At 70.8% G+C, this 25,432-nt stretch carries 23 protein-coding genes; 14 read left to right on the top strand and 9 right to left on the bottom strand.

Translation table 11 applies throughout. The features are described from left to right. The first annotated feature begins 2 nt into the window (after window positions 1-2). A complete protein-coding gene (locus tag GXW71_RS18925) occupies window positions 3-263 on the top strand; it encodes a hypothetical protein (RefSeq protein ID WP_211854117.1) in 261 nt (86 codons plus the stop codon). Between the two features lie 188 nt (window positions 264-451). Then, a complete protein-coding gene (locus GXW71_RS18920) occupies window positions 452-1,414 on the top strand; it encodes a Bug family tripartite tricarboxylate transporter substrate binding protein (protein ID WP_211854116.1) in 963 nt (320 codons plus the stop codon). A 40-nt stretch (window positions 1,415-1,454) separates the two neighbouring features. Here GXW71_RS18920 and GXW71_RS18915 read toward each other — a convergent pair whose 3' ends face one another. The 5 genes from GXW71_RS18915 to GXW71_RS18895 form a co-directional block, all read right to left on the bottom strand. Next, entirely contained in the window at window positions 1,455-1,706 is a 252-nt protein-coding gene (locus GXW71_RS18915; RefSeq protein ID WP_211854115.1) for a hypothetical protein, read from the bottom strand. Window positions 1,707-1,804: 98 nt separating this feature from the next. Beyond that, window positions 1,805-3,967, bottom strand: a complete 2,163-nt coding sequence (locus GXW71_RS18910) for a TonB-dependent siderophore receptor (RefSeq protein WP_246526699.1) — start codon at window positions 3,965-3,967, stop codon at window positions 1,805-1,807. A gap of 95 nt (window positions 3,968-4,062) precedes the next feature. Continuing rightward, complete coding sequence (locus GXW71_RS18905) at window positions 4,063-5,046, bottom strand: Bug family tripartite tricarboxylate transporter substrate binding protein (RefSeq protein ID WP_211854114.1); 984 nt, start codon at window positions 5,044-5,046, stop codon at window positions 4,063-4,065. Beyond that, window positions 5,043-6,263, bottom strand: a complete 1,221-nt coding sequence (locus GXW71_RS18900; protein ID WP_211854113.1) for a CaiB/BaiF CoA transferase family protein — start codon at window positions 6,261-6,263, stop codon at window positions 5,043-5,045. Before GXW71_RS18900 ends, GXW71_RS18905 begins: the two co-directional genes overlap by 4 nt. Continuing rightward, complete coding sequence (locus GXW71_RS18895; RefSeq protein ID WP_246526698.1) at window positions 6,260-7,117, bottom strand: FAS1-like dehydratase domain-containing protein; 858 nt, start codon at window positions 7,115-7,117, stop codon at window positions 6,260-6,262. Before GXW71_RS18895 ends, GXW71_RS18900 begins: the two co-directional genes overlap by 4 nt. 76 nt (window positions 7,118-7,193) lie before the next feature. Here GXW71_RS18895 and GXW71_RS18890 point away from each other — a divergent pair, with 76 nt between their 5' ends. Beyond that, window positions 7,194-8,117, top strand: a complete 924-nt coding sequence (locus GXW71_RS18890) for a LysR family transcriptional regulator (RefSeq protein ID WP_211854112.1) — start codon at window positions 7,194-7,196, stop codon at window positions 8,115-8,117. 57 nt (window positions 8,118-8,174) lie between these two features. Next, on the top strand, window positions 8,175-9,053 hold the full coding sequence (locus tag GXW71_RS18885; protein WP_211854111.1) for an alpha/beta fold hydrolase: 879 nt from the start codon (window positions 8,175-8,177) through the stop codon (window positions 9,051-9,053). Between the two features lie 31 nt (window positions 9,054-9,084). On the opposite strand, the gene GXW71_RS18880 is transcribed toward GXW71_RS18885, so the two are convergent. Beyond that, window positions 9,085-9,246 carry a hypothetical protein gene (locus GXW71_RS18880; protein ID WP_211854110.1) on the bottom strand — a complete coding sequence of 54 codons (162 nt, stop codon included), beginning with the start codon at window positions 9,244-9,246 and terminating at the stop codon, window positions 9,085-9,087. 242 nt (window positions 9,247-9,488) lie between these two features. Here GXW71_RS18880 and GXW71_RS18875 point away from each other — a divergent pair, with 242 nt between their 5' ends. The 6 genes from GXW71_RS18875 (at window position 9,489) to GXW71_RS18850 (ending at window position 17,693) form a co-directional block, all read left to right on the top strand. Continuing rightward, window positions 9,489-10,127, top strand: a complete 639-nt coding sequence (locus tag GXW71_RS18875; protein ID WP_211854109.1) for a TetR family transcriptional regulator — start codon at window positions 9,489-9,491, stop codon at window positions 10,125-10,127. Beyond that, complete coding sequence (locus GXW71_RS18870) at window positions 10,124-11,278, top strand: ABC transporter permease (protein WP_211854108.1); 1,155 nt, start codon at window positions 10,124-10,126, stop codon at window positions 11,276-11,278. The genes GXW71_RS18875 and GXW71_RS18870 overlap by 4 nt, the downstream gene beginning before the upstream one ends. A 3-nt stretch (window positions 11,279-11,281) precedes the next feature. Continuing rightward, entirely contained in the window at window positions 11,282-12,073 is a 792-nt protein-coding gene (locus tag GXW71_RS18865; protein WP_211854107.1) for an ABC transporter ATP-binding protein, read from the top strand. Next, a complete protein-coding gene (locus GXW71_RS18860; protein ID WP_211854106.1) occupies window positions 12,074-13,036 on the top strand; it encodes an MlaD family protein in 963 nt (320 codons plus the stop codon). Beyond that, entirely contained in the window at window positions 13,033-13,668 is a 636-nt protein-coding gene (locus tag GXW71_RS18855) for a PqiC family protein (RefSeq protein WP_246526697.1), read from the top strand. Before GXW71_RS18860 ends, GXW71_RS18855 begins: the two co-directional genes overlap by 4 nt. Before the next feature lie 359 nt (window positions 13,669-14,027). After that, window positions 14,028-17,693 carry a PAS-domain containing protein gene (locus tag GXW71_RS18850; protein ID WP_211854105.1) on the top strand — a complete coding sequence of 1,222 codons (3,666 nt, stop codon included), beginning with the start codon at window positions 14,028-14,030 and terminating at the stop codon, window positions 17,691-17,693. On the opposite strand, the gene GXW71_RS18845 is transcribed toward GXW71_RS18850, so the two are convergent. Next, the gene (locus tag GXW71_RS18845) at window positions 17,677-18,951 is read right to left on the bottom strand and encodes a potassium/proton antiporter (protein WP_211854104.1); all 1,275 of its coding nucleotides are present in this window, start codon (window positions 18,949-18,951) and stop codon (window positions 17,677-17,679) included. The two genes, GXW71_RS18850 and GXW71_RS18845, sit on opposite strands and share 17 nt — an antisense overlap. 320 nt (window positions 18,952-19,271) lie before the next feature. Between GXW71_RS18845 and GXW71_RS18840 the strand changes: the two genes are divergently transcribed. Then, window positions 19,272-20,240 carry a LysR family transcriptional regulator gene (locus GXW71_RS18840; RefSeq protein WP_211854103.1) on the top strand — a complete coding sequence of 323 codons (969 nt, stop codon included), beginning with the start codon at window positions 19,272-19,274 and terminating at the stop codon, window positions 20,238-20,240. Between the two features lie 98 nt (window positions 20,241-20,338). Further along, window positions 20,339-21,982: a thiamine pyrophosphate-binding protein gene (locus GXW71_RS18835; RefSeq protein WP_211854102.1), complete on the top strand. Its 1,644-nt coding sequence runs from the start codon at window positions 20,339-20,341 to the stop codon at window positions 21,980-21,982. A gap of 33 nt (window positions 21,983-22,015) precedes the next feature. Here GXW71_RS18835 and GXW71_RS18830 read toward each other — a convergent pair whose 3' ends face one another. Beyond that, the gene (locus GXW71_RS18830; protein WP_211854101.1) at window positions 22,016-23,545 is read right to left on the bottom strand and encodes an ABC-F family ATP-binding cassette domain-containing protein; all 1,530 of its coding nucleotides are present in this window, start codon (window positions 23,543-23,545) and stop codon (window positions 22,016-22,018) included. 336 nt (window positions 23,546-23,881) lie between these two features. On the opposite strand from GXW71_RS18830, the gene GXW71_RS18825 reads away from it, so the two are divergent. Both GXW71_RS18825 and GXW71_RS18820 read left to right on the top strand, forming a co-directional pair. After that, window positions 23,882-24,109 carry a hypothetical protein gene (locus tag GXW71_RS18825; RefSeq protein ID WP_211854100.1) on the top strand — a complete coding sequence of 76 codons (228 nt, stop codon included), beginning with the start codon at window positions 23,882-23,884 and terminating at the stop codon, window positions 24,107-24,109. A gap of 158 nt (window positions 24,110-24,267) precedes the next feature. After that, entirely contained in the window at window positions 24,268-24,435 is a 168-nt protein-coding gene (locus tag GXW71_RS18820; protein WP_211854099.1) for a hypothetical protein, read from the top strand. Here GXW71_RS18820 and GXW71_RS18815 read toward each other — a convergent pair. Further along, entirely contained in the window at window positions 24,432-25,424 is a 993-nt protein-coding gene (locus GXW71_RS18815; RefSeq protein WP_211854098.1) for a Bug family tripartite tricarboxylate transporter substrate binding protein, read from the bottom strand. The genes GXW71_RS18820 and GXW71_RS18815 overlap by 4 nt on opposite strands. Window positions 25,425-25,432 lie beyond the last annotated feature (8 nt).

The following is a 25,432-nucleotide window of genomic DNA, read 5'->3' as shown; positions in this document are numbered from 1 at the left end:
AGATGGGCTTGCTGACCTCGCCCCGTCAGCGGTTCCGGATCGAGCGCTTCAACACCAGGGACACCGCCCTCGAACGGGCGCGCGCCATCATCGGGCTGCCGTCGATCTCGGCGGTCGAGCTGCACACCGTCGACGGCGACGTCGTCCTCGACGCGCGCCAGCTCGCCTCGGAAATCGGCGTGAAGCCGCGCATCCATGTGGCGCTGCCGCCCGAGGCGATCCTCACCGCGAGCCTGCCGCGGGGGCGGCGCGGCCGGGGCTGATCCCGCCCGGACAGGACTGCCCCGCGCGGCCTGCTTGACAGCTGACGGCCCGCGGCGATGTCCTGCAGCGTCAGGAAGATCGCGGCGCGGAGACGCCGCGGCGCTGGAGCATGATCCGCCCGCTTGCGCTCACGGACCATGCTCCAGCCCTTTGTTGAATCGCGCGATTGACGCGCAAGGGGGACGCGATGCGCCGATGGCTTCTCGCGCTGATGATGGCCGCATGCGCCGGCGGCGCCGCGGCCCAGACCGGCTATCCGGATCGCCCGATCCGCGTGATCATGCCGCTCGCGGCCGGCAGCGCGGTCGATGTCGTGGTCCGGATCGTGGCCGACCGGATGAGCGAGACGCTCGGCCAGCGCCTGCTGATCGAGAACCAGACCGGGGCCTCCGGCATGATCGGGATGCGCGCCGGGGCACGCGCCACGCCGGACGGGTACACGCTGCTCGCGGTCAATGACGCGGTGCTGACGATGCTGCCCAACCTCGACCCGAATGCCGGCTACGACCCGTTGAGGGACCTGGCGCCGATCGGGCAGATCGTGCGCATCCGCTGGGCGCTGGTCGCGCATCCCTCCGCCCCCGCCACCGACATCGCCGGGCTGATCGAGGCAGCGCGCGCGCGCCCGGGCGCGATCGACTATGCCTCCGGCGGCGCCGGCAGCCCGCAGCACATCGCCATGGAGATGTTCCTGCGCATGGCGGGCATCCGGATGAACCACATCTCCTACCGCGGCGCGACGCCGGCGCTGACCGCGGTCACCGCCGGCGAGGTGCCCTTCGGCTTCTTCGGCCTGCCGACCCCGAACGCCTTCATCCGCAGCGGCCAGCTCCGCCTGCTCGGCACCGCCGGCCCGGCGCGGATCGACACCTTCCCCGACGCGCCGACGATCGCCGAGGCGGGCGTGCCCGGCTATGCCTTCTTCACCTGGGGCGCATTCCTGGCACCGGGCGGCACGCCGCCCGCGGCGGTCGCGCGGCTGAACGCGGCGCTGCGCGAGACGCTGGCGGTGCCGGCCGTGCGGGAGCGGCTGGAGGGGCTGGGCTATGAGGTGGTCGGCAATACGCCCGACGCCTTCGCGGCGGCGCTGGCACGGGACCATGCGGCGATGGGGACGCTGATCCGCGACGCCGGGATCCGGGTGGAGTAGGCACTGCGACGAGCCCGGATCGCGCGATCCGACGCAGGGTTCAGGCGGCGCGCCAGCCCGGAAGGACGCTCGGGTTCGCCTGGTCCTGGGCCAGAAGGCCCGTCCGCGTGCCGCATTCGTCGCGGAGGTCGATCACCGCGAAGCCATGCGCCTCCATCGGCCGTCGTGGGCCGGGCTCGACAGCCTCCGGCTGGTGCAGCACCTCGAAAAACTTGGAGGAGAAGTAGCGGATGTCGCAGGTCCCGACCCGCTCGAGCTCGGCACCAGCGCTGCGGAAGACGTCCAGTTCCATCGGACCCACACCAGGATTGCAGTCGAGGAAACTTGCCCCGGGGATCCTGAATCATTCGCTAATGTATAAATTGCGCCGGCCGGCCGCGCCGCAGCGCGCTACCAGCGGTAGGCGATGCTGCCGATCACCGTCCGGCCGGTGCCGTAGTAGCAGTAGAAGGCGCCGGTGCAGGAGGCGACATACTCCTTGTTGAAGATGTTCGAGGCGTTCAGCGTCAGCCTATAGCGGCCGATCTGATAGCCGATCGAGGCATCCGCCAGCGTCACCGAGGGGGATCGGTAGAGATTGGCATTGTCGCCATAGAGCGCACCCACATGGCGCACGCCTGCCCCGACGCTGAGGCCCTGCAGCCGGCTGCCTTCCTGAAAGCGGTATTCTCCCCAGAGGCTCGCGGTATGCTGCGGCACCAGCGCCGGGCGGTTGCCGCGCGTGCCGTCATTCGCCCGGGTGATCTCGCCGTCCAGATAGGTGTAGGAGGCGATGAGGTTCAGCCCCTCGGCCAGGCTGGCCAGCGCCTCCAGCTCCAGGCCGCGCACGCGGATCTCGCCGGTCTGCACCTGGAAGGCGGTATAGGTCGGGTCGCGCGTCGAGACATTGGTCTGCCGCAGGTCGAAGATGGCGGCGGAGATCAGGCTGTTCGAGCCCGGCGGCTGGTAGCGCAGGCCCGCCTCATATTGCTCGCCCCGCGTCGGCTCGAAGCCGCCGCCGCCCCGCTGCGGCGCCGCGGCACCCACCACCGGATCGAAGGAGGTGGCGTAAGAGACATAGGGCGAGAGGCCGAAGGGGAAGAGGTACATCAGCGCCACGCGGCCGGTGACGGCGCTGTCATTGGCACTGCTGCGCGCGCCGGTGAGCTGGCTGGTCTGGATGGTCTGCGCCCAGTCCTGCCGCGCGCCGAGGGTCAGCAGCCAATTGCCGAAGCGGATCTGGTCCTGCGCGTAGAGGCCGAATTGCACCAGCCGGTCGTCGCGGTTGGTCGCGATCACCGGCGCCGCGCGCGGATCCGCGATGACGGCGCCGTAGTTGGGGCTGAACAGGTTCAGCGAGGACGCGCGCCCGAACCAGCTCTGGTAGTTGCCCCAGTACTGCCGGTAGTCGGCGCCGAGCAGCAGGGTGTGCGACACCGGCCCGGTCGCGAAGCGCGCCTGCGCCGTGGTGTCGATATTGACGGTGTCGGAGCTCTCGCGCTGCAGGAGGGCGCCGCGCGACAGCGTGGCCTGGTCGGCCGAGAGCGCCGAGCCGTACATGGTCTCATAGGCGACGCGGTTGTTCAGGTAGCGCGCATTCTGCCGGATGCTCCAGACATCGTCGAAGCGGTGGCGGAAATCCCAGCCGATGCTGAACAGCGTGACGTCCGACCGGTTGAAGCCGGGCTCGCCGGCATAGCGGCTGCGGGCGATGCTGCCGTTGCGGTTGGGCAGCAGCGTGCCGATCGCCGGCAGGCCGATCGGCGAGGTGGTCTGATCGTATTGGTACCGCGCCAGCAGGGTCAGCGAGGTGTCCTCGGTCGGCTGCCAGGTGACGGCGGGCGCGATGAAGTACCGGTTGTCCCTGACATGGTCGATCTGGGTATCGCTGTCCCGGATCAGGCCGGTCATGCGGTAGAGCACGGTGCCGTCGGCATTCGCCGGCCCGCCAAGGTCGAAGGCCCCCTGGAAGCGGTTGTGGCTGCCAGCCGAGAGGTTCACCTCCCCGAAGGGCGTGCGGGTCGGGCGCTTGCTGACCAGGTCGATCAACCCGCCCGGCACGGTCTGGCCATAGAGGACGGAGGCGGGGCCGCGCACCACCTCGATGCGCTCCAGCCCATATTGCTCGATGGAGGTCGGGCCGAACTGGCGCAGCAGCCGGAGCCCGTCCAGATACTGGCTCGGCCGCGCGTCGAAGCCGCGGATGCGGACGCCGTCGAAGCGCGGATCGAAGCCGGAGAGCTCAGCCGTCACGCCCGGCGTGTAGCGCAGCGCCTCCTCGACGCTGCGCACGGCCTGGGCGTCGATGCGGTCGCGGGTGATGACGGTGATGGATTGCGGGGTCTCGATCAGCGGCGTGTCGGTCTTGGTGCCGCTGGCGGCCACCGGCGCGACATAGCCCGCGACCGGCGCGGTCGCGGTGGCCGCGGCGCCCGAGACCTCGATCTGCGGCAGGGTGACGCCGCCCGCCGCGGGGGCCGCCGCTTCCTGGGCTTTGGACGGCATGGCCAGACCAGCGAAAACCAGTGCCGCCAGCAGCGCCCCTGCCGGCCGTTCCGCGCCCAATCCCGTCATACCCGATCCCCGCGATGCCACGCCGCCGGCTCTTCCGGCTCGCAGGGGCTTTTATGATAATGACTCTCAATTGCAAATAGGGCCGGTACGAGCCCTCAGTCGGCCCTAACGCCCGCGCGCCGGATCACATCCCCCCAACGGTCGCGCTCGCTCCGGATGAAGGCGCCGAAGCTCTCCGGCGTGCCGGGCGCCGCCTCGGCGCCTTCGGTCGCAAGGCGGGACTGCAACAGCGGCTCCTGCAGGATGCGGGCGCTGGCGGCGTTCAGCCGGTCGACGATCTCCCGCGGCATGTTGGCGGGGCCGACGATGCCGTACCATTGCAGGGCCTCGAACCCCGCCACCCCCTGCTCGTCGAGCGTAGGGATGGCGGGCTCGGAGGCCAGGCGCTGCAGGCTGGAGACAGCGAGCGCGCGCAGCGTCCCGGCCCGGACCGGCGGCAGGATGGGCGGGCCGCCGGTCATGGTCATGGCGATCTGCCCGGCCATCAGATCGGTCATCATCGGCCCGGTGCCGCGATAGGGCACATGGGTCAGGGCGATGCCCGTCGCGAGCTGGAAGGCGACCACGGCGATATGCGCGGCACTGCCGTTGCCGCCGGAGCCGAAGGTCAGCTCGCCGTTCCGTGCGCGGGCCAGCGCGATCAGCCCCTGCGCGTCCCTGACATCGGCGGCGCGGGGATTGACCACCAGGATGTTCGCGACCTTCGCCACCAGCACGATCGGCTGGAAGGAAGTGACGGTGTCGAAGGGCAGGTTGGGGTAGATCGCCGGGTTCACCGCCAAGGTGCCGATATGGCCCATCATGATGGTGTGGCCGTCGGGCGCCGCACGGGCGACCATCTCCGATCCGACCGTGCCGCCGGCGCCGGCGCGGTTGTCGATGATGAAGGGCTGGCCGAAATGCTCCGCCAGCCCCTGCGCCATGGCGCGCGCCAGGATGTCGGTGGAACCGCCGGGGGTGAAGGGCACCACGAAGCGCACCGGCTTCTCTGGCCAGGTGGCGGCGCGCGCCAGATATGGCCGAGCCAGCGGCAATACGGCCACGGCGCCGATCAGCCCGCGCCTCGGGAGAGTGATCATGGGGTTTCCTCCTGGGCGGTCTCGATCAGCGCGCCGTCGCGCCGCAAGGCATCGATCGCATCGTCGTCGAGTCCGGCTTCCCGCAGCACCGCGACGCCATCCTGGCCGAGCAGGGGCGAAGGCCCGGCCGGCGGCGCATTGCCGCCGGAGAAGCTGTTCGGCGCACCGATTGCCCAGATCGCGCCCTCGCTCGGGTGCTCGGCCTCGCTGATCATGCCGACCGCCCGCAGATGCGGGTCGTCCAGCAGGCCCTCGATGGTGTTGTAGGGCATGGCCGGCACGTCGAGCGCCTCGAAGATCACGAGCCATTCGGCGGTGGTCTTCTCGGCCAGCGCCGCCGCGCGCAGGGCGAAGTAGTCCTTCGTGTTCCGCGTCCGCGCCATGACGGTCGCGAAGCGCGGATCGGTCTTCAGCTCCGGCCGCCCGATCGCGTCGAAGAAACCATGCGCCTGCGCATCGGTATTGGCGGAGAGGCAGACATAGCCATCGGCGGTCGCGATCGGCCGCGCCTCCGGGCTCATCACCCGCTGGTCGCCGACCGGCCCGACGGCGGGGCGGAAGGTGACGGGGCCGAGATGCTCCATCATGACGAAGGCCGCCATGTTCTCGAACATCGGCACCTCGATCGCCTCGCCGCGCCCGGTCTTCTCGCGCCGGTACAGCGCGAAGCCGATCATCTGCGCCGCGACCAGGCCGCAGACATGGTCGCTGATCAGCATCGGCACGTAGCGCGGTTCACCCTGGTTCGAGGGCAGGAAGCTGGCCGCGACGCCGGAGACGCCCTGGATGACCGTGTCGTAGGCGGGCTTGCCCGCGTAAGGGCCGTTGGTGCCGAAGCCGGTGATCGAGCAATGGATCAGCCGCGGCGACAGCGCGGTCAGTGCCGCGGCGTCGACGCCCATGCGCTTCTGCGCCTCGGGCCGGATATTGGTGACCACGACGTCGACGCCGGCGGCGATCCGGTGCAGCGCCGCGCGCGCCGCCGGCCGCTTCACGTCGAGGCAGATCGAGCGCTTGCCGCGGTTGAAGTTGAGGAACTTGCCGGACATGCCAGGGCGCCGCGCACCGCCGCCGAGCTTGCGCAGCAGGTCACCCTCGGGGCTTTCAAGCTTGATCACCTCGGCGCCCTGCTCGGCCAGCACCGCCGTCGCCACCGGCCCGACCACGACCGAGCTGAGATCCAGCACCCGGATGCCGGCGAGAGGACCCGTCGTCATGCCGCGAACGCCGCTTCGATCGTGAGCGCGAGCGCACCTTCGGCATCCGCCGCCCAGAGCGCGGCCCCCGCGCCGTTCAGCGTCGCCGCGCGGCCGCAGAACAGCGGCCGCACCGTCCGCGCCGCATAGCGCAGAAGAGGCCGGCCGCCGGCGCGCCGGGACGCGGCTTCGAGCAGCATCAGCGTGGTGAGGCCGCCATTGACCACCAGCGCCGGATAGCCCTCCTCCCCACGCGCATAATCGGCGTCGTAGTGGATGCGATGGCCGTTGAAGGTCAGCGCCGAGTAGCGGAACAGCAGCACCGGATCGGGTGCGAAGGCGTCCGTCCACTCCGCCGCGCGCGCCGGCCCGGCCGCCTCCGGTGCCGCCGGCTTCTGTCCCGGGGCGGCCGCCTCGCGGTAGGCGATGTCCTGCTCCTCGACCGAGACCAGGCCCTCGGGGCCGGTGACGCTGTGGCGGAGGGTCACGAAAACCAGCCTGCCGGACTTGCCGGTCTTCGGCGTGATCGCGGTGATCTCGGACCGCCGGCGCAGCAGGTCGCCGATGCGGGGCGGCGCGTGATAGGTCAGGCGCCGCCCGCCCAGCATGCGCCGCGGCAGCGGCACTGGCGGCAGGAAGTCGCCCTTCAGCGGATGGCCATCGGGCCCGAGCCGGCCCTGGGGCGCGGCATCGTCGAACAGCACCGCGGCCCAGTGCGGCGGCACCGCGGCGCCGGATGCGAGCGCCACACCCTCGCGGTCCAACATGGCAGCGAGGCGCCGCATGGCCGGGCGCGTCAGCTCGTCCTCGCTCTCGCGCCAGCGGCCGATCCAGTCCGGCAGCATGGCCTCGGCCGCCATGGCATCGCTCGGCATGCGTTTCCTCCGCTTGATTCCTAGCAATGCTCGGCGCCGCCGGGCATCCCGTCCAATGCAATGACGGGCGGGATTGATGCGTCACCTACATCAATCCTACCCTCCGCCAATGGATGTGCTCGGCCTCGAAGCCTTCGTCGCCATCGCCCAGGCCGGCGGCTTCCGCCGCGCGGCCGAGCGGCTCGGCCTGTCGCAGACCGCGATCTCCCGCCGGCTGCAGGGGCTGGAACGATCGCTCGGCGAGACGCTGCTGACCCGCACCACCCGCAGCGTCGCGCTGACCAAGGCCGGCGCCACCTTGCTGCCGGATGCCGAGCGGCTGCTGCGCGAGATGGAGCTCTGCCTCGACCGCGTGCGCGCCCGCCGCTTCCGCCGGCGTGAGGAGGTGGTGCTCGCCGTGCTGCCGACGCTCGCCGGCAGCCTGCTGCCGGCGCTGCTGACGGAATTCTGCGCGAGCCGCCCGCATGTCTCGCTGCGGCTGCTGGACGGTTCGGCGACCGAGATCGAGGCCGCGCTGCGCGAGGGCCGGGCCGACCTGGCGCTCACCCTCATCCGCCCCGCGATCGGCGACCTGGTGGCGGAGCCGCTGCTGAGCGAGCCGATGCTGTTGGTCTGCCCTGCCGGCCACCGCCTGGCCGGGCGGGCCCGTGTCGCCTGGGCGGAGCTCGCGGGGGAGCGGCTGATCGCCATCCATCGCCAGTCCGGCAACCGGACCCTCGTCGATGCCGCGACCGCCGGCCTGCCCTTCACGCCGGACTGGCGGCATGAGGTGCATCACATGGCGACCGCCGTCGCCTGCGTCGCCGCCGGGCTCGGCCTCGCGGTGCTGCCGCGCATGGCGGTCGCCGCCGCGGCCAATCCCGGCATCGTCGCGCTGGAACTGACGGCACCCGAGATCATCCGCCAGATCGGCCTGGTGCGCCGGCGCGGCAGCGTGCTGCCAGGCACGGCGGACCGGCTGGAGAAGTTTTTGCGCGCCCGGCTCGGCACGGCGGCGTGAAGGGATCGCCAGCGCGGAATGCGCCATGCTCCCTCAATCCATCGGGAGAAGACGACCATGCAACGCCGCAGCCTGGGCACCCTCGCCATCGGCAGCATCCTGTTCCCGGCCCTTCTGCACGCCGCCGAGGACCGACGCTTCGACAGCGCAGGCGTCCCCATCCGCTTCATCGAGGAGGGCAGCGGCGAGCCCGTCATCCTCCTGCATGGCTATGGCAGCAACATCGATCGAGGATGGGTCGCGCCGGGCGTCTTCCCGGCGATCGCCGCGCGCTACCGGACGATCGCGATCGATGCCCGGGGCCACGGCGCGAGCGGCAAGCCGCATGACCGGGCGCTCTACGGGCCGGAGATGGGGCGCGACGTCACCCGGCTGATGGACCATCTCGACATCCGCCAGGCGCACATCGTCGGCTATTCCATGGGTGCCCATATCGTCGCCCAGCTCGCAACGCTGGAGCCGCAGCGCTTCCTGACCTTGACCTTGGGCGGTGCCGCCGGCCGCCTCGGCTGGACGGAGGAGGATCAGCGCCGCGTCGATATCGAATCAGCCGAGATGGACCAGGGGCTGCTCCGCTCGCAATTCCTGCGCCTCTGGCCGCGCGACCGGCCGCCGCCGACCGATGAGGAGATCCGGGCTGATTCGGCGCGCCGCCTGGCCGGCCAGGATCCGCGCGCGCTCGCCGCCGTGCGCCGGTCCAACCCCGACCAGGTGGTCGCGGTCGAGCGCCTGGCCGCGCTGCCCATGCCGGTGCTCGGCATCGTCGGCACGGCCGATCCCTATCTGCGCGATTTCGAACGGCTGAAGGCGGCGATGCCCGCGCTCAGCCTCGTCACCATTCCCGGTGCCAGCCATTCCAGCGCACCCGCGACGCCGCAGTTCCGGGAGGCGCTGCTCGCCTTCCTGCAGGCGCATCCGGCGGCGACGCCCGGCTGAAGGAGCCGCGGCGTCCGAACCTTGGGGCGCTCTACGCAGCGCGCCAGCCGGGCAGGACGCTCGGGTTCGCCTGGTCCTGCGCCAGCAGGCCGGTGCGCGCGCCATGTTCGTCGCGCAGGTCGATGACCGCGAAGGCATGCGCCTCGACCGGCCGCCGCGGACCGGTGCCGACATTGGCCGGTTCGTACAGCACCTCGAAGAACCTGCCGGAGAAAGCACGGAGGTCACAGGTTCCAACCCGCTCGAGCGCGGAACCTGAACTGCGGAAGACGTCCAGTACCATCGGGCATACCCGCTTTGCGGCGAGTGGACGCTCGCCGGGGATTCCTGAATTTTCCGCTAACGCCGGCCCACGAAACCGCGAGCCGCCTTCCGCCGCCTTGCGACCATACATTCGTGAATGTATGTGACCAAGCGAATTCCAATCGGACAGAGATGGCGCGCCGCACCAGGCAGGAGGCCGAGCAGACCCAGGCGGTGGTGTTGGGCGCCGCCATACAGGTCTTCCTCGAACGCGGCGTCGCACGGGCAACGCTCGAGGAGGTGGCGCGTGCCGCCGGCGTCACGCGCGGGGCCGTCTATTGGCATTTCCGCAACAAGCTCGATCTCTTCATGGCGATCGACCGGCGGGCCCGGCTGTTCAGCGATCAGGTGCTGGCGGGTGTTGCCGCCTATGACGGCCCCGACCCGCTGGCCGCGCTGACCCGTGCCCTGGTCGCGGCGCTGGCGCTGGTCGAAGCCGATACGGAGCTCCGCCGCATGCTCACGGTGCTGCTGCTACGGTGCGAGTATACCGGGGACATGGCGCCCGCCCTCGACCGGCAGCGACGTTCCGATGAGAGCATGCGCGCCGAATTCATCCGGATCTTCGAACGCGCCGCCGCGGCCGGCACCCTCGCGCAGGCCTGGCGGCCGGAAGCGGCGGCGCTGGCGCTGCATGCGCTGCTGGTCGGGCTGCTGCATATCTGGCTGCATGGTTCGGAGGCCCGGCTCGCCGTCGAAGGCGCCGAAACAGTGCGGTCCTTCCTGGCCTCGCTGCGTGCCGCCCCCCTTGCGACGGAGTCTGCCCGATGACCGCTGCGGCCCCGCCCCTCCCCGCCGCCTGGCGGCTCGAACGCCGCGGCCCGGAGGCCGAGCTGCGCCTGACCGGCGACTGGATCGCCCGCGAGACCGGGCTGCGCGATGCCGCCGCGGTGCGCCAGGTGCTGGCCGAAGCCGATGGCGCGGCGCGGCTGCGCTTCGATGCCAGCGGCCTCGGCCGTTGGGACAGCGCCTTCGTCGCCTTCCTGCGCGCGCTCCGCGAAGCCGTCGCCGCACCCGGCACGCAGCGGCTGGAACTGGACGAGGCCGGCCTTCCCGACGCCGCGCGCCGGCTGCTCACCCTCGCGGCGGAGAGTGGCGCGGCCGCCGCCGGCACCACCCCGCCGCGGACCGGCTTCCTCACGCTGGTCGGCAACCGGGCGATCGCCGCCTGGGCCGAGGTGGTCGCGGTCGCCGCGCTGATCGGCGAGACGCTGCTGCGCGGCGGCGCGGCACTCGGCGGACGGGCCCGGATGCGCGCGACCGATGTCTGGCAGCTCATCCGCGAAGCCGGGCCCGGTGCGCTCGCCATCGTCGCGATCGTCAATGGCCTGGTCGGCGGCATCCTGGCCTTCGTCGGCGCCGTCCAGCTCCGCCGCTTCGGCGCGGAGATCTATGTCGCCGACCTCGTCGGTATCGCCATGGTGCGTGAGATGGCGGCTGTCATGACGGCGATCGTCATGGCCGGGCGCACCGGCGGCGCCTATGCCGCACATATCGCGACCATGCAGGGCAATGAGGAGATCGACGCGCTGCAGGCGCTCGGCATCCCGACCAACGACTACCTCGTGCTGCCGCGGGTCCTGGCGTTGGTGCTGATGATGCCGCTGCTCTACCTCTATGCCTGCGCGATCGGATTGTTCGGCGGGCTGGTGGTCGGCATGGCGACGCTCGATCTCACCGCCACCGCCTATCTCGTGGAGACCCAGCAGGCGATCGCCGGCAAGCAGTTCCTGTTCGGCTTGGTCAAGAGCATCACCTTCGGCGCGCTGGTGGCGCTGGCCGGCTGCCATATCGGGCTGAAGGCAGGGCGCAGCGCCGCCGATGTCGGCCGCGCCGCGACCAGCGCGGTGGTCGCCGGCATCATCGGGGTCATCGCGCTCGATGCGATCTTCGCCGTCTGCGCCGATGCGCTGAAGTTCTGACGCATGGCCCAGGATCAGAAGGATGACGACCGGCTGCGTGTCGACGGGCTGCGGCTTGCCTTCGGCGAGCGGGTCATCCAGCGCGACCTCGGCTTCTCGGTCCGCAACGGATCGATCTTCGCGGTGATGGGCGGCAGCGGCTGCGGCAAGAGCACGGTGCTGAAGGCGATGGTCGGCCTGCTGCGCCCGGCCGCCGGGACCGTGCTGGTGGATGACGAGGACTATTGGTCCGCCGACGACGCGCGCCGCAGCGAGATCGGGCGCCGCTTCGGCGTGCTGTTCCAGAACGGCGCGCTCTGGAGTTCGATGACCGTCGCCGAGAATGTCGCGCTGCCGCTGCAGATGTTCACGAGCCTCGATGCCGCATCGATCGACACGCTGGTGCGGCTGAAGCTCTCGCTGGTCGGCATGGGCGCCGCCGGGCAGCGCATGCCCTCCGAGCTCTCGGGCGGCATGCGCAAGCGCGCGGGCCTGGCGCGCGCGTTGGCGCTCGATCCCGGCATCCTGTTCTTCGACGAGCCTTCCGCCGGGCTCGATCCCATCACCTCGAAGCGGCTCGACGACCTGATCCTCGAACTCCGCGACGGGCTCGGCGCCACGGTCGTCATCGTCAGCCATGAGCTGCCGAGCCTCTTCACGATTTGCGATGATGGCGTCTTCCTCGATGCCGAGACGCGGACGGCGATCGCGCATGGCTCGCCGCGGGATCTTCGCGACCATTGCGACCACCCGACCGTACGCGCCTTCATGGCGCGCGAGCGGCCCGGATCCACCGACCAGAAGGAGAAAGCCTGAATGGCCGCCAGACCCGCCGCCATCGGCGGCTTCGTGCTCGGCGGGCTGGCGCTCGTCGTCATCGCCATCATGTCTTTCGGGGGGGCGCGCGTGTTCGAAGCCAAGACCCGTGCCGTCGTCTTCTTCGAAGGATCGGTCGCGGGCCTCGACATCGGTGCGCCCGTCACCTTCCGCGGCGTCCGCGTCGGCTCGGTGCAGCGCGTGGCGCTGCACCTCGCCGCCGACGGCCATGCACGGATCCCGGTCACCATCGAGCTGCAGGAAGGCCAGGTCGTGCTCGACGGCGTCCAGCGCGAACAGCTCAGCCTGGAGCGGCTGGTCGCCGCCGGACTCCGGGCGCAGCTCAATTCGCAGAGCTTCGTCACCGGCCAACTCCGCATCGACCTCGATTTCCGACCCGGCACGCCGGCGGAGCAGGTGGCGGATACGGGCGGCCTGCCACAGATCCCGGCCATCCCCTCGGACCTGGACCGCCTGCGCGACACGCTGGCCGATGTGCCGGTGCGAGACGCGGTGCAGACCGGGCAGCGGGCGCTGGCCGCGATCGAGCAGCTCGCGAACCGGCTCGACCGGGACCTCGGCCCCGTGCTGGACAGCGTCAGGCGGGTCGCCGATTCCGCCGACCGCACGCTCGACACCTCCGGCCAGGCAATCGCCCGGCTGCAGGCCGATGCGTCGCGCAGCCTGCAGGAGATCGACGGCCTGATGGCCGATGCCCGGCAGCAACTCGGCGCGCGCGGCGAGGAGCTTGCCCGGGTGCTCGGCGCCGCGGACCGGGCGGCGCGCCAGGCTGATACGATGATCACGTCGCTGAACAGCCTGACGACGCCGCGCTCGGCGTTCCGCGGCGATCTGGAGGCGGCGATCCGCGACCTCGCCGCCACCGCCAGTTCGCTGCGCGGCTTCGCACGCACGGTCGAACGCGACCCGAGCGCAATCCTGAGAGGGAGGGATGCACGATGAGGGCGATCGCGATGCGGCCGGGACGGCGCGCGGTGACGCTGGCGATGCTGGGCGCGGCGGGCGTCACACTCGCCGCCTGCTCCTCCGGCCCGCCGCCGGTGACCTATGTGCTCGGCACGCCGGCGTCGGACAGCAGCGCCACGGTGCCGCTGGCCGGACGGCCGGTCGTGGAGGTGAAGCCGGTGCTCGTGCCGGATTATCTCGACACCTCCGACATCCAGCTCCGCCGCGACGGCAATGTCGTGGCGCCGAGCACGACCGGCCGTTGGGCGGAGCGGCTCTCGGCCGGCGTCACCCGGGCCATGGCGGCGGAGCTCACCCGGCGCCTGCCGGGCCTCGTGGTCGCCACCACGGTGCCGGCGGAGCGGCCGGCGCGCCAGGTCCTGGCCGAGATCCAGAGCTTCGAGCCGCGCAGCAACGGGGTCGTCGTGCTGGTCGGGCGCTGGCGCGTGCTGGATGGCGCCGCGCGCGACACGCTGGCGGGTGAGAGCGTGTCCCTCACCGCGCCGCTGGCGGGCCAGGGGGATGCGGAGGTGGTGGCCGCGATGACCCGCCTGATCGAGGATCTCGCCGGCCGGATCGCGGACGGGGTCAGGCGGACCACCCCGGGGTCGGCTTCGCGCCGGGGATGAGCCGGCGGGAAGGGGCATGCCGCCCGCCCTCCCCTTCACCGACCCGACTCGCAGCGTGATGTATACCGGGGGCCGGTGCCGGGCCGTTCCAGCCTGGCCCCTCGGCCCGCTTAACCCCCGGGTTAGAGGATTGGCCGCAGTTTCTCCGGTGAGGCATGGCCTCCCGAGGGAAGTCCACCGGGGCCGCCATGGCCGATCCCGCAGGGCGCTTGTTTCTTTCCGGAACAGGAAGGACGATGCGCCGGATCCCGACGCGGACGGGAGGCGTTCGACTTGCCGGGCGCGGCGGCGATGCACGCATAGGCCAGGATGGCCGCGAAGGACGCCAACGGAACGGCGGCAGGCGATCGGAGTGGCGGATGGCGGATACCGAGGGGGACCAGGTGGATCCTGAGCGTGGCAGGCCACACCGGACGCCGCTCGAACTCTATGAGACCGCTCTCGACGCCGTCGCCCATGGCCTCTGCGTCTTCGACGCCGATCTCCGCATCGCACTGTTCAACCAGCGCCTGCTCGATCTCCTCGGCTTCTCGCGCGCCGTGGTCCGCGTCGGCCTGCCGCTGCACGACCTGCTGCGCCACGGCGTCGAGCTCGGCAATTTTCCTGGCCAGTCGGCCGACGAAGCCTGGCGCCGCCGCGCCGGCCAGATCGCCCTTGGCGCCGCCTTCAGCGAACGCCAGTCGCTCGCCAATGGCCGCATCGTCACGGCCAGCTATCGGCCGACCGCGGATGGCGGCTGGGTCGCGATCTTCGAGGATGTCACCGAACAGCATCGGCTGGACCTGGAGTTGAACGAGCAGGTCGCGCGCTTTCGCCTGGCGCTCGACAGCATGTCGCATGGCCTCGCCATCTACGATGGCGATGAGCGTCTGGTCGTGTGCAACCGGCAGTACCTCGATTGCCTGGGTCTCGATCCGGCCGTGGTAAGGCCCGGAATCTCCCTGTTCGGCGTGGTCCAAAACTACTTCGAGCGCGGCCTGCCCCCTGGTCGCACGGCCGGGCAGCTCTATCAGGATGTGCGCGCCAGGCTGCTGGCAGGCAGCGACGCCGACTACGTCCGCCACTTGGCCGATGGCCGCTTTGTGCTCACCCGCAATCGTCCGATGAGCGGTGGTGGATGGGTCGTCACCAACGAGGACATCACCGAACGCGAGCAGGTGGCGGAGGATCTGCGCGAACAGCAGCGTCGCTTCGACGCCGCCCTCGACAGCATGTCGCAGGGCTTCAGCATGTTCGATGCCGAGGATCGCCTGATCGTCTGCAACGCGCTCTATGCCAGTATCTTCCGCGCCGACCCGGCGGTGGTGAAGCCCGGCATCACGCTGCGCGAGGTCTTCGAGCACGGTATCGCCATCGGCAACTATCCGGGAAGGACCGCCGATGAGCTGATGCGCCGTCGCCTGGCAGCGCTGTCGCGAGGCGAACCCAGCACCTACGACTATGTCCTCGGCGACGGCCGGACGGTCCGGGCGCTTCTGTCACCGATGCCGGACGGCGGCTCGGTCGGCACCTTCGAAGACGTGACCGAGCTTCGCCGCATGGAGGCCGCGCGCGGGGCCGTCGCGTCTGAGCTCCACGAGCAGCATCGCCGCTTCGATGCCGCCCTCAACAACATGACCCACGGCCTGGTCATGTTCGACGAGGACCTGAATCTCATCGTCTGCAACAAGCGGTACCTCGAACACTACGGCTTCTCGCCGGACGTCGTGAAGCCGGGGATCGGCGTGCGCGATCTGGTCGAATACAGCGTCGGGCTCGGCAACCCCCATCACCTCTCCGTCGACGATCGTCTGGCGGAGCTGCGCGCCCGCCTGCGCCCGGGGAGGCCGGTCTCCTTCCAGCGCGTCCTTCGCGACCGCGTCATCAAACTCCTTTACGAGCCGATGCCGCATGGCGGCTGGGTCGCCGTCCATGAGGACATCACCGAGCAGGAGCGCGCGGCCAGGGAGCTGCGCGAGCAGCATCGCCGCTTCGACGCCGCCCTCAACAACCTGATCCTGGGACTGGCCATGTTCGACGAGGCGCTGAACCTCCTCGTCTGCAACAGGCGCTATCTCGACATGTACGGCCTCTCGCCCGAGGTGGTGAAGCCGGGCGCCAGCATGCGCGAGATCCTCGAGCACAGCGCGACGCTCGGGAATCTCGGTGCGGATTCAGCCGAACTGCGTGTCGCCCGCCTGCGCGCCGGCCTGCGGCCGGCGCAGCCGGTCTCCTATCGCCGCTTCGTGCACGATCGCATCTTCAAGGCGACCTACGAACCGATGGAGCATGGCGGCTGGGTCGCCATCCATGAGGACGTCACCGAGCAGGAGCGCGCGGACGAAGCGTTGCACGAGCAGCATCGCCGCTTCGACGCGGCGCTGAACAACATGGCCCATGGGCTGGCCATGTTCGACGAGGATCTGAACCTCCTCGTCTGCAACAGGCGCTATCTCGACCTCTACGGCCTGTCGCCGGAGGTGGTGAAGCCCGGCGCCGCCATGCGTGACATCGTCGCGCACAGCATCGCGCTCGGCAACTATGTCGGGGTGGATCCTGACGCCATCGTCGCGGGCTATATCCGGCACCTCGAGGCCGGCGAGCGCATCACCTATCGCGAGCTCCCGGATGGCCGCACCATCGAGATCGTCTACGAGACCATGGCGCATGGCGGCTGGGTGGTCATGCATGAGGACGTCACGCTGCGCCGCAGGGCGGAGCAGCGCATCGCGCACATGGCGCATCACGACGCCCTGACCAATCTGCCGAACCGCACGCTGTTCCGCGACAGGATGGCCGAGGGGCTGACCCAGGCGATGGCGACCGGCGAGCCGATGGCCGTGCTCTGCCTCGACCTCGATCGCTTCAAGGCGATCAACGACACGCTCGGCCACCCCGTCGGCGACAAGCTGCTCCGCGCGGTCTCGGACCGACTCAACGCGGCGATCGGGCCGGAAGGCACCATCGCCCGGCTCGGCGGCGACGAATTCGCCATCCTGCTGTCCGCGACGCATTCCCAGGCGGTCGAGGCCCTGGCCGAGCGCATGGTGCGCGTCATGGACGCATCCTTCATGATCGACGGGCACGAGGTCAGCACCGGGCTCAGCATCGGCATCGCCATGGCGCCCGCCGACGGCAGCACCGCCGACCATCTGATGAAATGCGCCGACCTCGCGCTCTACAAGGCGAAGTCCGAAGGGCGCGGCGCCTACCGCTTCTTCGATCCGGACATGAGCGCCCGCGTCGAGGCGCGCCGCGCGCTGGAGCTCGACCTGCGCCAGGCCCTGCCCGCCGGCGAGTTCCATCTGGTCTTCCAGCCACAGGTGCGTGCCTCGAACCAGGCATTGACCGGCTTCGAAGCGCTGCTGCGCTGGTCGCATCCGCGGCGCGGGCCGGTGCCGCCGGCACAGTTCATCCCGGTTGCCGAGGAGACCGGCCTGATCCTGCCGATCGGCGAATGGGTGCTGCACCAGGCCTTCAGGGAGGCCGCGCGCTGGCCCGAGGCGATCCGGATTTCGGTCAACCTGTCGCCGGTCCAGCTCCGCGGCCGCGGCTTCGCCGACATGGTGAAGGCCGCACTGGACGCCGCCGGCCTGGCGCCAGGCCGCCTCGAGCTCGAGATCACCGAGGCCGTCCTCCTGGGCAATGACGAGGCGACCACCGCGGAGCTGCACGATCTGCGTGCGCTTGGCATCCGCATCGCCATGGATGATTTCGGCGTCGGCTACTCCTCGCTCAGCTACCTGCGGTCCTTTCCCTTCGACAAGATCAAGATCGACCGCTCCTTCATCGCCGATCTCGACCGCAACAAGGACAATGCCGCGATCATCCGCGCGATCGCCGATCTCGGTGCCAGCCTCGCCATCGAGACGACGGCCGAGGGCGTCGAGACGCCCGAGCAGCTCGCGACCATCCGCCATTGCGGCTGCACCGAGGTGCAGGGCTATCTGATCGGCCGGCCATGCCCGGCCGAGGAGGCGCTCGCCTTCATCCGGGGCCACGGCGAAGGGCCGCCGCCCGGCCGGCGGATCATCCGCGTCGCCTGACCGCCGGCGGGGGATCCGGCGCCGGCGCCTGCGACCGTCGGTCCGCACCGCGCGGAAAGCCGAGCAGGCGGGCGACCGGGGCGATCGTCCAGCCCTGGGCGAGCAGGGAGATGACGACGATCGCGAAGGTCGGCTCGAACAGGATATGCGCGCCCTCGACCCCTGCCAGGAGCGGGATCGTCGTCAGGTAGATCGGCACCGCGCCGCGCAGCCCGACCCAGGACGCGAAGGCGGTCTCACGGAGCGTGAAGCCGAAGGGCAGCAGGCAGGCCGAACAGGCGACGGATCGCGCGAGCAGCCCGGCGGCCACGATGGCGATGAGCCCGACCAGGGATGAGGGCAGGATCTCCTGCGGCGTGGCGAGCAGGCCGAACATCAGGAACAGCACGATCTGCGCGAGCCAGCCGAAGGCTTCGAAGAAATGCTCCACGCCGGCGCGGGCACCGAGCCCGCCATTGCCGATGACGACGCCCGCGAGATAGACGGCCAGGAAGCCGCTGGCCCCGGCACTCTGCGCGGCGCCGAAGAGGGCGAGCGCGCCCATGAGGGCCAGCGCCGGGCAGAGCGCGGCCTCGACCCTGATCCGGCGCAGCGCGAAGAGCAGCGCACGGCCGCCCGCGATCCCCATGATCGCGCCGCCCGCCATCTCCTGCACCAGCAGCAGCGCGCCCTGGCCCGCGGTCATGCCGCCGGGCGAGAGCAGCCAATGGGTGACCAGCATGGTCAGGAAGACCGCCACCGGATCATTGAGGCCGGATTCCACTTCGAGCACGGCGGTGACACGCTCGGGCACCACCACCCGGGCGCGGCGTAGCATCAATGACACCGCCGCGGCATCGGTCGGCGCGACGGCGGCGCCGATCAGCAGCGCCAGCGCCCAGACCGGATGCGGCCAGGGCGGCGAGGCGGACAGGAGAAAGAGGACCAGGACGAAGAACGCGGCGACCAGGACGGCGATGATCGCGACGCCGGCCGTGGCGAGCGCCAGCGCCGGCCAGAGCACCAGCCGCAGCGTGGCGCGCCGCGTCTTGAGCCCACCTTCGAACAGGATGATCGCGAGCGCCGCACTGCCGATCAGATAGGCGGCGCGGAAATCGTCGAAGACGATGCCGCCCGGTCCGCCCTTCCCGGCGAGCATGCCGAGCGCCAGGAAGGCGAGCAGCACCGGCGTGCCGAGGCGGGCCGAGACCAGGCCCGCGGCGATGCCGAGCAGGCCGAGGAAGCCGCCCAGCAGGAGGAGGTGATGGGCCGGTTCCATGATGGTTCCGCTGGCGGCCGCGCACCCGGCGCTGCCGCTGGCGGGACCTCAGCCCGGCAAGCCCGGGATCAATGCCGAGACCGGGATCAACGCCACGGGAGTGAAGCTATGCGACAGGTGTAGTAGTGGGGACATCGGGAACTGCGCATCCGTGGCTGTGGCGCACCCCTATAGGCATCGGCGCCCTGCCGATCCGAGTCACGGCTTGCAACGGGGTTTTACGCGCTGGCCCATGCCGCCGCGGCATATCCCGCGTTGTGCCCGGACGCCGCGGGACTATGGTGCGGGGATCGGGGAATGGATACGGCGGACAGTCGCCCATGGAACTTCGCCAGCTCGAGTACTTTCTCGCAGTCATCGAGAGCGGCTCCTTCTCCAAGGCGGCGACCCTGGTCGGCGTCGCCCAGCCCGCGCTCAGCCGCCAGATGCGCCAGCTCGAGGATGAGCTCAGCACCCAGCTCTTCTATCGCCACGGCCGCGGCGCGCGCCTCACGCGGGAGGGGGAGCAGTTCCAGGCGGTGGTCGCGCCGATCATCAGGGACCTGACCCAGGCGAAGTCCGACCTGCGCGATGCCTCCGCCATTCCGGCCGGCGAGATCTCCGTAGGCATGCCGCCATCCTTCAGCGAAGCGATCGGGGCGGAGCTGGTCACGCAGTTCTCCGCGCAGTTCCCGCATGTGAAGCTGCACCTGGTCGACGGGCTTTCCGGCTTCATCAACGAATGGCTGGCTTCCGGCAGGATCGACATGGCCGTCATCAACAATGCCCGGCGATCCCCCTACATCCGGATGGACTACCTGATGACCATGGACCTGTTCCTGTTCGGCCGCCGGCGGGAGGTGGACGCGCTGGCGCAGGATGCGGCGAGCTTTCCGACAGCCGGGCTGTCCGGCATTCCCCTGCTGCTGGTCGGGCAGAATCATGGGCTGCGCCGCGCGCTGGATGCCGCGTGCCGGCGCCTGTCGCTCGACCTCGACATCAGGGTCGAGGTCGATGCCCTCAGCGCGCTCAAGAAGCTCATCCTGGCGGGGCATGGCTTCACGATCCTGCCCTACGGCGTCATCAAGCCTGATCTCGACAAGGCCGAGTTCGGCGTCCGCCGGCTCGTGGACCCCGGGCTGCGGCAGGACTTCATGCTGGCCTTCTCGCTGCAGCGCCCGACCACCCGGGCGATGCGGGAGCTGGCGCGCACCATCCGGGACGAGACGCGGCGGGCGCTGGCCGATGGGCGCCTGTCGGGCAAGATCGACGCCGCGGAGGCGGACAGCCTCGACCTCGTCGGCGCCTGACCCCGCCCATGCCGGCAAGGAATATCTGATAGAGGAATGGCCGGGCTGACGGTGATCTCCGCCACGCGCATCATCCGGGAAACCATACCGGAAGCACCATGACCGTCGCCGAGCTCATCGTCGATTCCCTCGCCGCGCACGCCATCGACCGCGTCTTCTGTGTCCCGGGCGAGAGCTATCTGGGCCTCCTCGACGCGCTCCATGGCCGCTCCGACATCGACACCGTGGTGTGCCGGCACGAGTCCGGGGCCGGCTTCATGGCGCTCGCCGATGCGCGCCTGACGGGGCGGCCGGGGATCGCCTGCGTCAGCCGCGGGCCCGGCGCGTCCAATGCGGCGATCGCCGTCCATACAGCGCAGCAGGATGGCATCCCCTTCATCCTGATCGTTGGCCAGGTCGCGGCCAGGGACGTCCGGCGCGATGCCTTTCAGGAGATCGACTACAAGGCGATGTTCGGCTCCATCGCCAAATGGACGGCGGAGATCACCGATCCCGAGCGCGCCGCGGAGACGGTGCTGCGGGCCATCCAGACCGCCACCAGCGGGGTTCCCGGCCCGGTCGTGATCGCGGTGCCCGAGGACATCCTGACCGCCGACTGCACGGCGGAACCGGTGCGCCCGCAGGCCCCGATCGCCGCCGCCCCCGACGCGGCCTCGCTCGCCGCGCTGCGCGGCATGCTGACGCAGGCTGAGCGGCCGCTCGTCATCGCGGGCAGCGCGATCGCCGGCGACGACGGCCGGCGGCAACTCCTCGATTTCCTCGAGACCTGGAACCTGCCCGCCGTCGTCTCCTTCCGGCGCCAGGACCTGCTGCCGAACGCGCACCGGCTCTATGCCGGCGACATGGGCCTGGCCAATCCCGAGGCGCAGATGGCGGTGCTGCGGCAGGCCGACCTCATCCTCGTCCTCGGTGCGAGGCTGTCGGATATCACCACGCAGGGATACAGCTTTCCCCGCCTGGTCAGGCCGGCCCAGCGGCTGGTGCATGTGCATGCCGATCACGGCGTGCTCGGCACCCATTTCGGCTGCGACCTCGCCATCGCCTGCGGCCCCGACGCGCTGTTCGCGACGGTCAGCGCGCCGCCTGCTGCGCTGCCGGACCGCACGGGCTGGATCGATGCCCTGTCGGAGCAACGCCGCGCAATCGCCGCGCCGCGCCGCTTCGACGTCGACGACGGCATCCCTTTCGAAGAGGTCGTGTCCTCGATCGGCAAGGCGCTGCCCGACGATGCGATCGTCACCGTGGATGCCGGCACCTTCGGCGCGCCGGTCTACCGGGTGATCGAGTTCCGGCCGCCGCAGCGCCTCCTCGCGCCGATCTCCGGCGCGATGGGCTTCGGCGTGCCCGCGGCCGTCGCGGCGGCGCTGCGCGCGCCGGAGCGGCCGGTCATCTGCTTCGTCGGCGATGGCGGGTTGCTCATGACCGGCAGCGAGCTCGCCGTCGCGCTGGAGCGCGGGCTGCCGCTGAAGGTCGTGGTCTCCGAGAACGGGACCTACGGCTCCATCCGCCTGCATCAGGAGCGGGAATATCCCGGGCGGGTGAATGGCACCAGCTTCACGAATCCCGACCTGGAGCTGATCGGCCGCGCCTATGGCCTTGCCGTGACGCGCATCCGGACGCTGGCGGAGGTGCCTGACATCGCCGCGTTGCTGGCGGCGCCCGGGCCGCAATTCATCATCGTCGATACCAGCGTCAAGGCGATCCTGCCGAAGCCGGTCCAGACGCGGCTCGCCGCCGATTGATGCCTCCGTCCGCGAGGCCGCGCCGGCAGGGCATCACCCTGCCACTTCGGCCACGGCGGCGAAGAAATCCTCCGGCCCATCGACCTCGGTGAGGCGCCGGTTCTCGATCAACCAGAAGCGGTTGCCGACCGCCCGGACGAAGCTGCGATCGTGCGACACCAGCAGGCAGCTCGCCTCCTGCGCCATCAGCTCCGCCTCCAGCGCCTCCTGCCCGTCGATGTCGAGGTGGTTGGTCGGCTCATCGAGCAGATGGAAATTCGGCTCGGTCAGGCGCAGCACCAGCATCGCGAGCCGCGCCTTCTGCCCGCCCGAGAGCCTGCCGATCGGTGCCGACTGCTTCTCGATCGCGATCCCCGCACCCGCCAGCAAGGCATGGGCACGCTGCTCGCCGAGCGGGAAGCGCCGGCAGAGCGTGGCCAGCGGCGTATCGCGATCGGCCAGGCCGGACAGCGCCTGGTCGCTGTGGCCGAGCACCAGTGACGGCGTGGCCTTGACGGCATCGCCCGTCATGTCCGGTGCTTCGATGGCAGCCCGGATCAGCGCAACCAGGCGTGACTTGCCGACGCCGTTGCGGCCGAGCAGGACGATGCGGTCGCCCTGGTGGATGAAGCGCTTGCCGGTGCGGAGCAGCAGCGTGCCATCCGGCGTCGTCACCGGCGCATCGGCGAGGGTGATCAGGACCTTGGCATGCGTGCCGCGGTTGGAGAGCCGGATGGTGCCCGCCGATCGCTCCTGATGGGCGGGCCGCGCCGCATCCTCCAACCGCTCCGCGCGTTGCCTGAGCTGACTGGTCTTCACGGTCAGCAGGTCGCTGCCCGAGTTGATCCCGATGTTGTTGAGCTTGGCGGCCTGGCGGCGCAGTTGCTGCGCCGTCTTCATGTCCTTCTGGTAACGGCGCGCCTCGGCGGCGTCGGCCTCCGCCAACGCCGCCCGCGCCCGGGCATAGAAGAGCGCGAAGACGACGGATCGCTCCGGGCGCAGGAACAGCGTCCGGTTGGTCGTCGCGTCCAGGAAGGCGCGGTCGTGGCTCGCGATCACCACCGGCACCTCGCGCGGCAGCGCATTGATCCAGCCCTCGAGCTGGGCGATGCGGGCGAGGTCGAGATGGTTGGTCGGCTCGTCGAGCAGCAGCACATCCGGATCCGTCACGGAGGCGCGGGCGAGCATGGCCAGCCGCTGCCAGCCCCCGCTCAGCGCGGCGATCGGCCGGTCGCGCAGCGCCTCGGGCACCGCGAGCCCGTCGAGCACGAGATCGACCCGCCATCCCTCGCTCCCGGCGAGATCCGCGGGCAATGCGCCGCGGACCGCGTCGCGGAAGGGGATGGCGGCGAGGGCTGCGGGGATCTCCTGCTCGACATGGCCGACCCGGAGGCCGCGCGAGCGGGTGATGTCGCCGGTCGTCGGGTCGAGCGTGCCGGCGATGCAGCGGAGCAGCGTGGACTTGCCCCGGCCATTGGCGGCGACGATGCCGAGCCGGTCGCCGGCCGCGATGGAGAGGGTGAGGTCGGAGAACAGCGGCGCGCCCAATGCGACGCCGAGATCCTTGAGGGTGATCGAAGCCATGGTCGTTCTCTGGTCTGCCCGGACTGGCACCCCTCGCGCGTGGCGGCACACCGGGTGCCCGAAGACGCGGATATCGGCGGGGCGCGAGCGGTGATTGCCACGATAGCCAAGCGCCGGAGCCGCGAGGCTCGGCGCGCATCACCGACAGGGACAGACCAGGGAGAGGCGGATCAGCGACCGCTTCGGGTCAGCCCTGCGGAGATCTCCGCAGGGCGTGAACGGGGCCGCGCTGCCGGTAGTGGCGAAAGAACGTCATCGCGCAGCCCTCCTTTCCTTCATGGGTGGCAGGACGTCCATACTGCTGCCGGCGGCGGCAGGCAATCCAGCGGATTATGCGTGCGCCAGTGCTTCCGCCGCAGAAAGTCGATCCGCGATGTCGGCCGCGGGAAGCGTCTGTTCGGCGATGGCACGATGCCGGCGGCCTTCACCCTCTCGAAGGCGACGACCTCGCCAAGCGGCGTGCTGATCGCGAGCTATGCGCGTGCGGGTGAGGTCAGGACCGGATCCTTCGCGCCTGAGACTCCCTCCGAGGCCGAGCTGGAGCGGCGGAAGAGGCTGACCTAGCGCAGGGCGCTGCGCGCCACCCATGGCATCGGTCCCAGGCTTGCACAGGCGCGCCGCGAGCATGGCTGGGGCCGCATCCCGGAAGGAGGCATCGCGGCGGCGCATGCCCAACTCCCCGATGCGGCCATCTCGGGCCGCGGAATTTCGAGGAGTCCAGCATGCCTGGCACCGAACAGAGCGGCGAGCGCGCCGCGCGGCGCGCCGCGGTCGAGGCGACGCCGCATGACCATCACGAGCCGCACACCGATCTCGAGCCCTTGCTCGAGCGGATCTCCGAGGAGATGACGATGAAGGCCGCGCGGCTGCGCAGCACCGCGCCCGGCTAGTTCGCCGACAGGCCCACAAGAAGCGGCCGCCAGCGGGCGCGCTCCTCCTCCACATGGGCGTCGAAGCTCGCGGCATCGCCGCGGAGCGGCAGCGTGCCCTGCTGGGCCAGGCGCTCCAGCAGCGCCGGGCGTTCCAGGGCCTCCCGGAACGCCGCGGCCAGGCGGTCTCGGATCGCATCCGGGATGCCGCGCGGCGCGGCGAGGCCGATGGTGGAGCCATTGGTCAGGCCAGGCAGGCCCGCCGCTTCCGCCGCGGTCGGCGTGTCGGGCAGCAGCGCGAGCCTGGCCGGCGCGGCCGCGGCCAATGCCCGCAGCGTGCCGGCACGGATGTGCTCGGCCACCACCGCGGTCGCCTCCGCCGTCACCTGCACCTCCCCGGTGAGCACCGCCTGCACGCCGGCAGCGCCGGAGCGGTAGTGGACGGGCGTGAAGCGGAGATCCGCCAGCGATTGGGTCAGCAGCATGGTCTGGTGCGGCGAGGTGCCAACGCCGGCCGTGCTCCAGGTCATGTCGCCATCGGCGGCGCGCGCCCTGGCGATGAACGCGCTGAGATCCGCGGCGAGGCCGGGACGCACCACCAGGACATGCGGCGTCGTCGCCAAGGGCCCGATGGTGACGAGGTCACGCCCCGCGTCGAAGCTGCTGGTCGGGATGAGGACTGGGTTCACCGTCAGCGTGCTGACGCCCGCGACCAGCAGGGTATAACCGTCGGGTGCCGCGCGCGCCGCCGCTTCGAAGGCGATGTTGCCGCCGGCGCCGGTGCGGTTCTCCACCACCACGGGCTGGCCGAGCACGCTGCCCGCGCTCTCCGCCACGATGCGGGCGATCAGGTCGCTGATCCCGCCGGCACCGAAGCCGACGATCAGGCGGATGGGCCGGACCGGGTAGGCCTGGGCCAGGGCCGGCCGCGCCAGCATGCCCGCGCCTGCCAATCCGGCGATGAGCCGGCGGCGAGAGGTGCGGGGCGCCGGGATCGGGATTTCGGACATCACGGGGC

This window comes from Plastoroseomonas hellenica, assembly GCF_018129085.1.
GTDB classification, from domain to species: domain Bacteria; phylum Pseudomonadota; class Alphaproteobacteria; order Acetobacterales; family Acetobacteraceae; genus Plastoroseomonas; species Plastoroseomonas hellenica.
The sequence above is the reverse complement of the archived record's forward strand: the minus strand, read 5'-3'. Positions and strand labels throughout refer to the sequence as shown.

What these genes read in the sequence shown, in the direction of transcription:
- GXW71_RS18925 (WP_211854117.1), top strand. Translation starts at nt 3, where the DNA reads ATGGGCTTGCTGACCTCGCCCCGTCAGCGGTTCCGGATCGAGCGCTTC.
- GXW71_RS18920 (WP_211854116.1), top strand. Translation starts at nt 452, where the DNA reads ATGCGCCGATGGCTTCTCGCGCTGATGATGGCCGCATGCGCCGGCGGC.
- GXW71_RS18915 (WP_211854115.1), bottom strand. Translation starts at nt 1,706, where the DNA reads ATGGAACTGGACGTCTTCCGCAGCGCTGGTGCCGAGCTCGAGCGGGTC.
- GXW71_RS18910 (WP_246526699.1), bottom strand. Translation starts at nt 3,967, where the DNA reads ATGACGGGATTGGGCGCGGAACGGCCGGCAGGGGCGCTGCTGGCGGCA.
- GXW71_RS18905 (WP_211854114.1), bottom strand. Translation starts at nt 5,046, where the DNA reads ATGATCACTCTCCCGAGGCGCGGGCTGATCGGCGCCGTGGCCGTATTG.
- GXW71_RS18900 (WP_211854113.1), bottom strand. Translation starts at nt 6,263, where the DNA reads ATGACGACGGGTCCTCTCGCCGGCATCCGGGTGCTGGATCTCAGCTCG.
- GXW71_RS18895 (WP_246526698.1), bottom strand. Translation starts at nt 7,117, where the DNA reads ATGCCGAGCGATGCCATGGCGGCCGAGGCCATGCTGCCGGACTGGATC.
- GXW71_RS18890 (WP_211854112.1), top strand. Translation starts at nt 7,194, where the DNA reads ATGCGTCACCTACATCAATCCTACCCTCCGCCAATGGATGTGCTCGGC.
- GXW71_RS18885 (WP_211854111.1), top strand. Translation starts at nt 8,175, where the DNA reads ATGCAACGCCGCAGCCTGGGCACCCTCGCCATCGGCAGCATCCTGTTC.
- GXW71_RS18875 (WP_211854109.1), top strand. Translation starts at nt 9,489, where the DNA reads ATGGCGCGCCGCACCAGGCAGGAGGCCGAGCAGACCCAGGCGGTGGTG.
- GXW71_RS18870 (WP_211854108.1), top strand. Translation starts at nt 10,124, where the DNA reads ATGACCGCTGCGGCCCCGCCCCTCCCCGCCGCCTGGCGGCTCGAACGC.
- GXW71_RS18865 (WP_211854107.1), top strand. Translation starts at nt 11,282, where the DNA reads ATGGCCCAGGATCAGAAGGATGACGACCGGCTGCGTGTCGACGGGCTG.
- GXW71_RS18860 (WP_211854106.1), top strand. Translation starts at nt 12,074, where the DNA reads ATGGCCGCCAGACCCGCCGCCATCGGCGGCTTCGTGCTCGGCGGGCTG.
- GXW71_RS18855 (WP_246526697.1), top strand. Translation starts at nt 13,033, where the DNA reads ATGAGGGCGATCGCGATGCGGCCGGGACGGCGCGCGGTGACGCTGGCG.
- GXW71_RS18850 (WP_211854105.1), top strand. Translation starts at nt 14,028, where the DNA reads ATGGCGGATACCGAGGGGGACCAGGTGGATCCTGAGCGTGGCAGGCCA.
- GXW71_RS18845 (WP_211854104.1), bottom strand. Translation starts at nt 18,951, where the DNA reads ATGGAACCGGCCCATCACCTCCTCCTGCTGGGCGGCTTCCTCGGCCTG.
- GXW71_RS18840 (WP_211854103.1), top strand. Translation starts at nt 19,272, where the DNA reads ATGGAACTTCGCCAGCTCGAGTACTTTCTCGCAGTCATCGAGAGCGGC.
- GXW71_RS18835 (WP_211854102.1), top strand. Translation starts at nt 20,339, where the DNA reads ATGACCGTCGCCGAGCTCATCGTCGATTCCCTCGCCGCGCACGCCATC.
- GXW71_RS18830 (WP_211854101.1), bottom strand. Translation starts at nt 23,545, where the DNA reads ATGGCTTCGATCACCCTCAAGGATCTCGGCGTCGCATTGGGCGCGCCG.
- GXW71_RS18820 (WP_211854099.1), top strand. Translation starts at nt 24,268, where the DNA reads ATGCCTGGCACCGAACAGAGCGGCGAGCGCGCCGCGCGGCGCGCCGCG.
- GXW71_RS18815 (WP_211854098.1), bottom strand. Translation starts at nt 25,424, where the DNA reads ATGTCCGAAATCCCGATCCCGGCGCCCCGCACCTCTCGCCGCCGGCTC.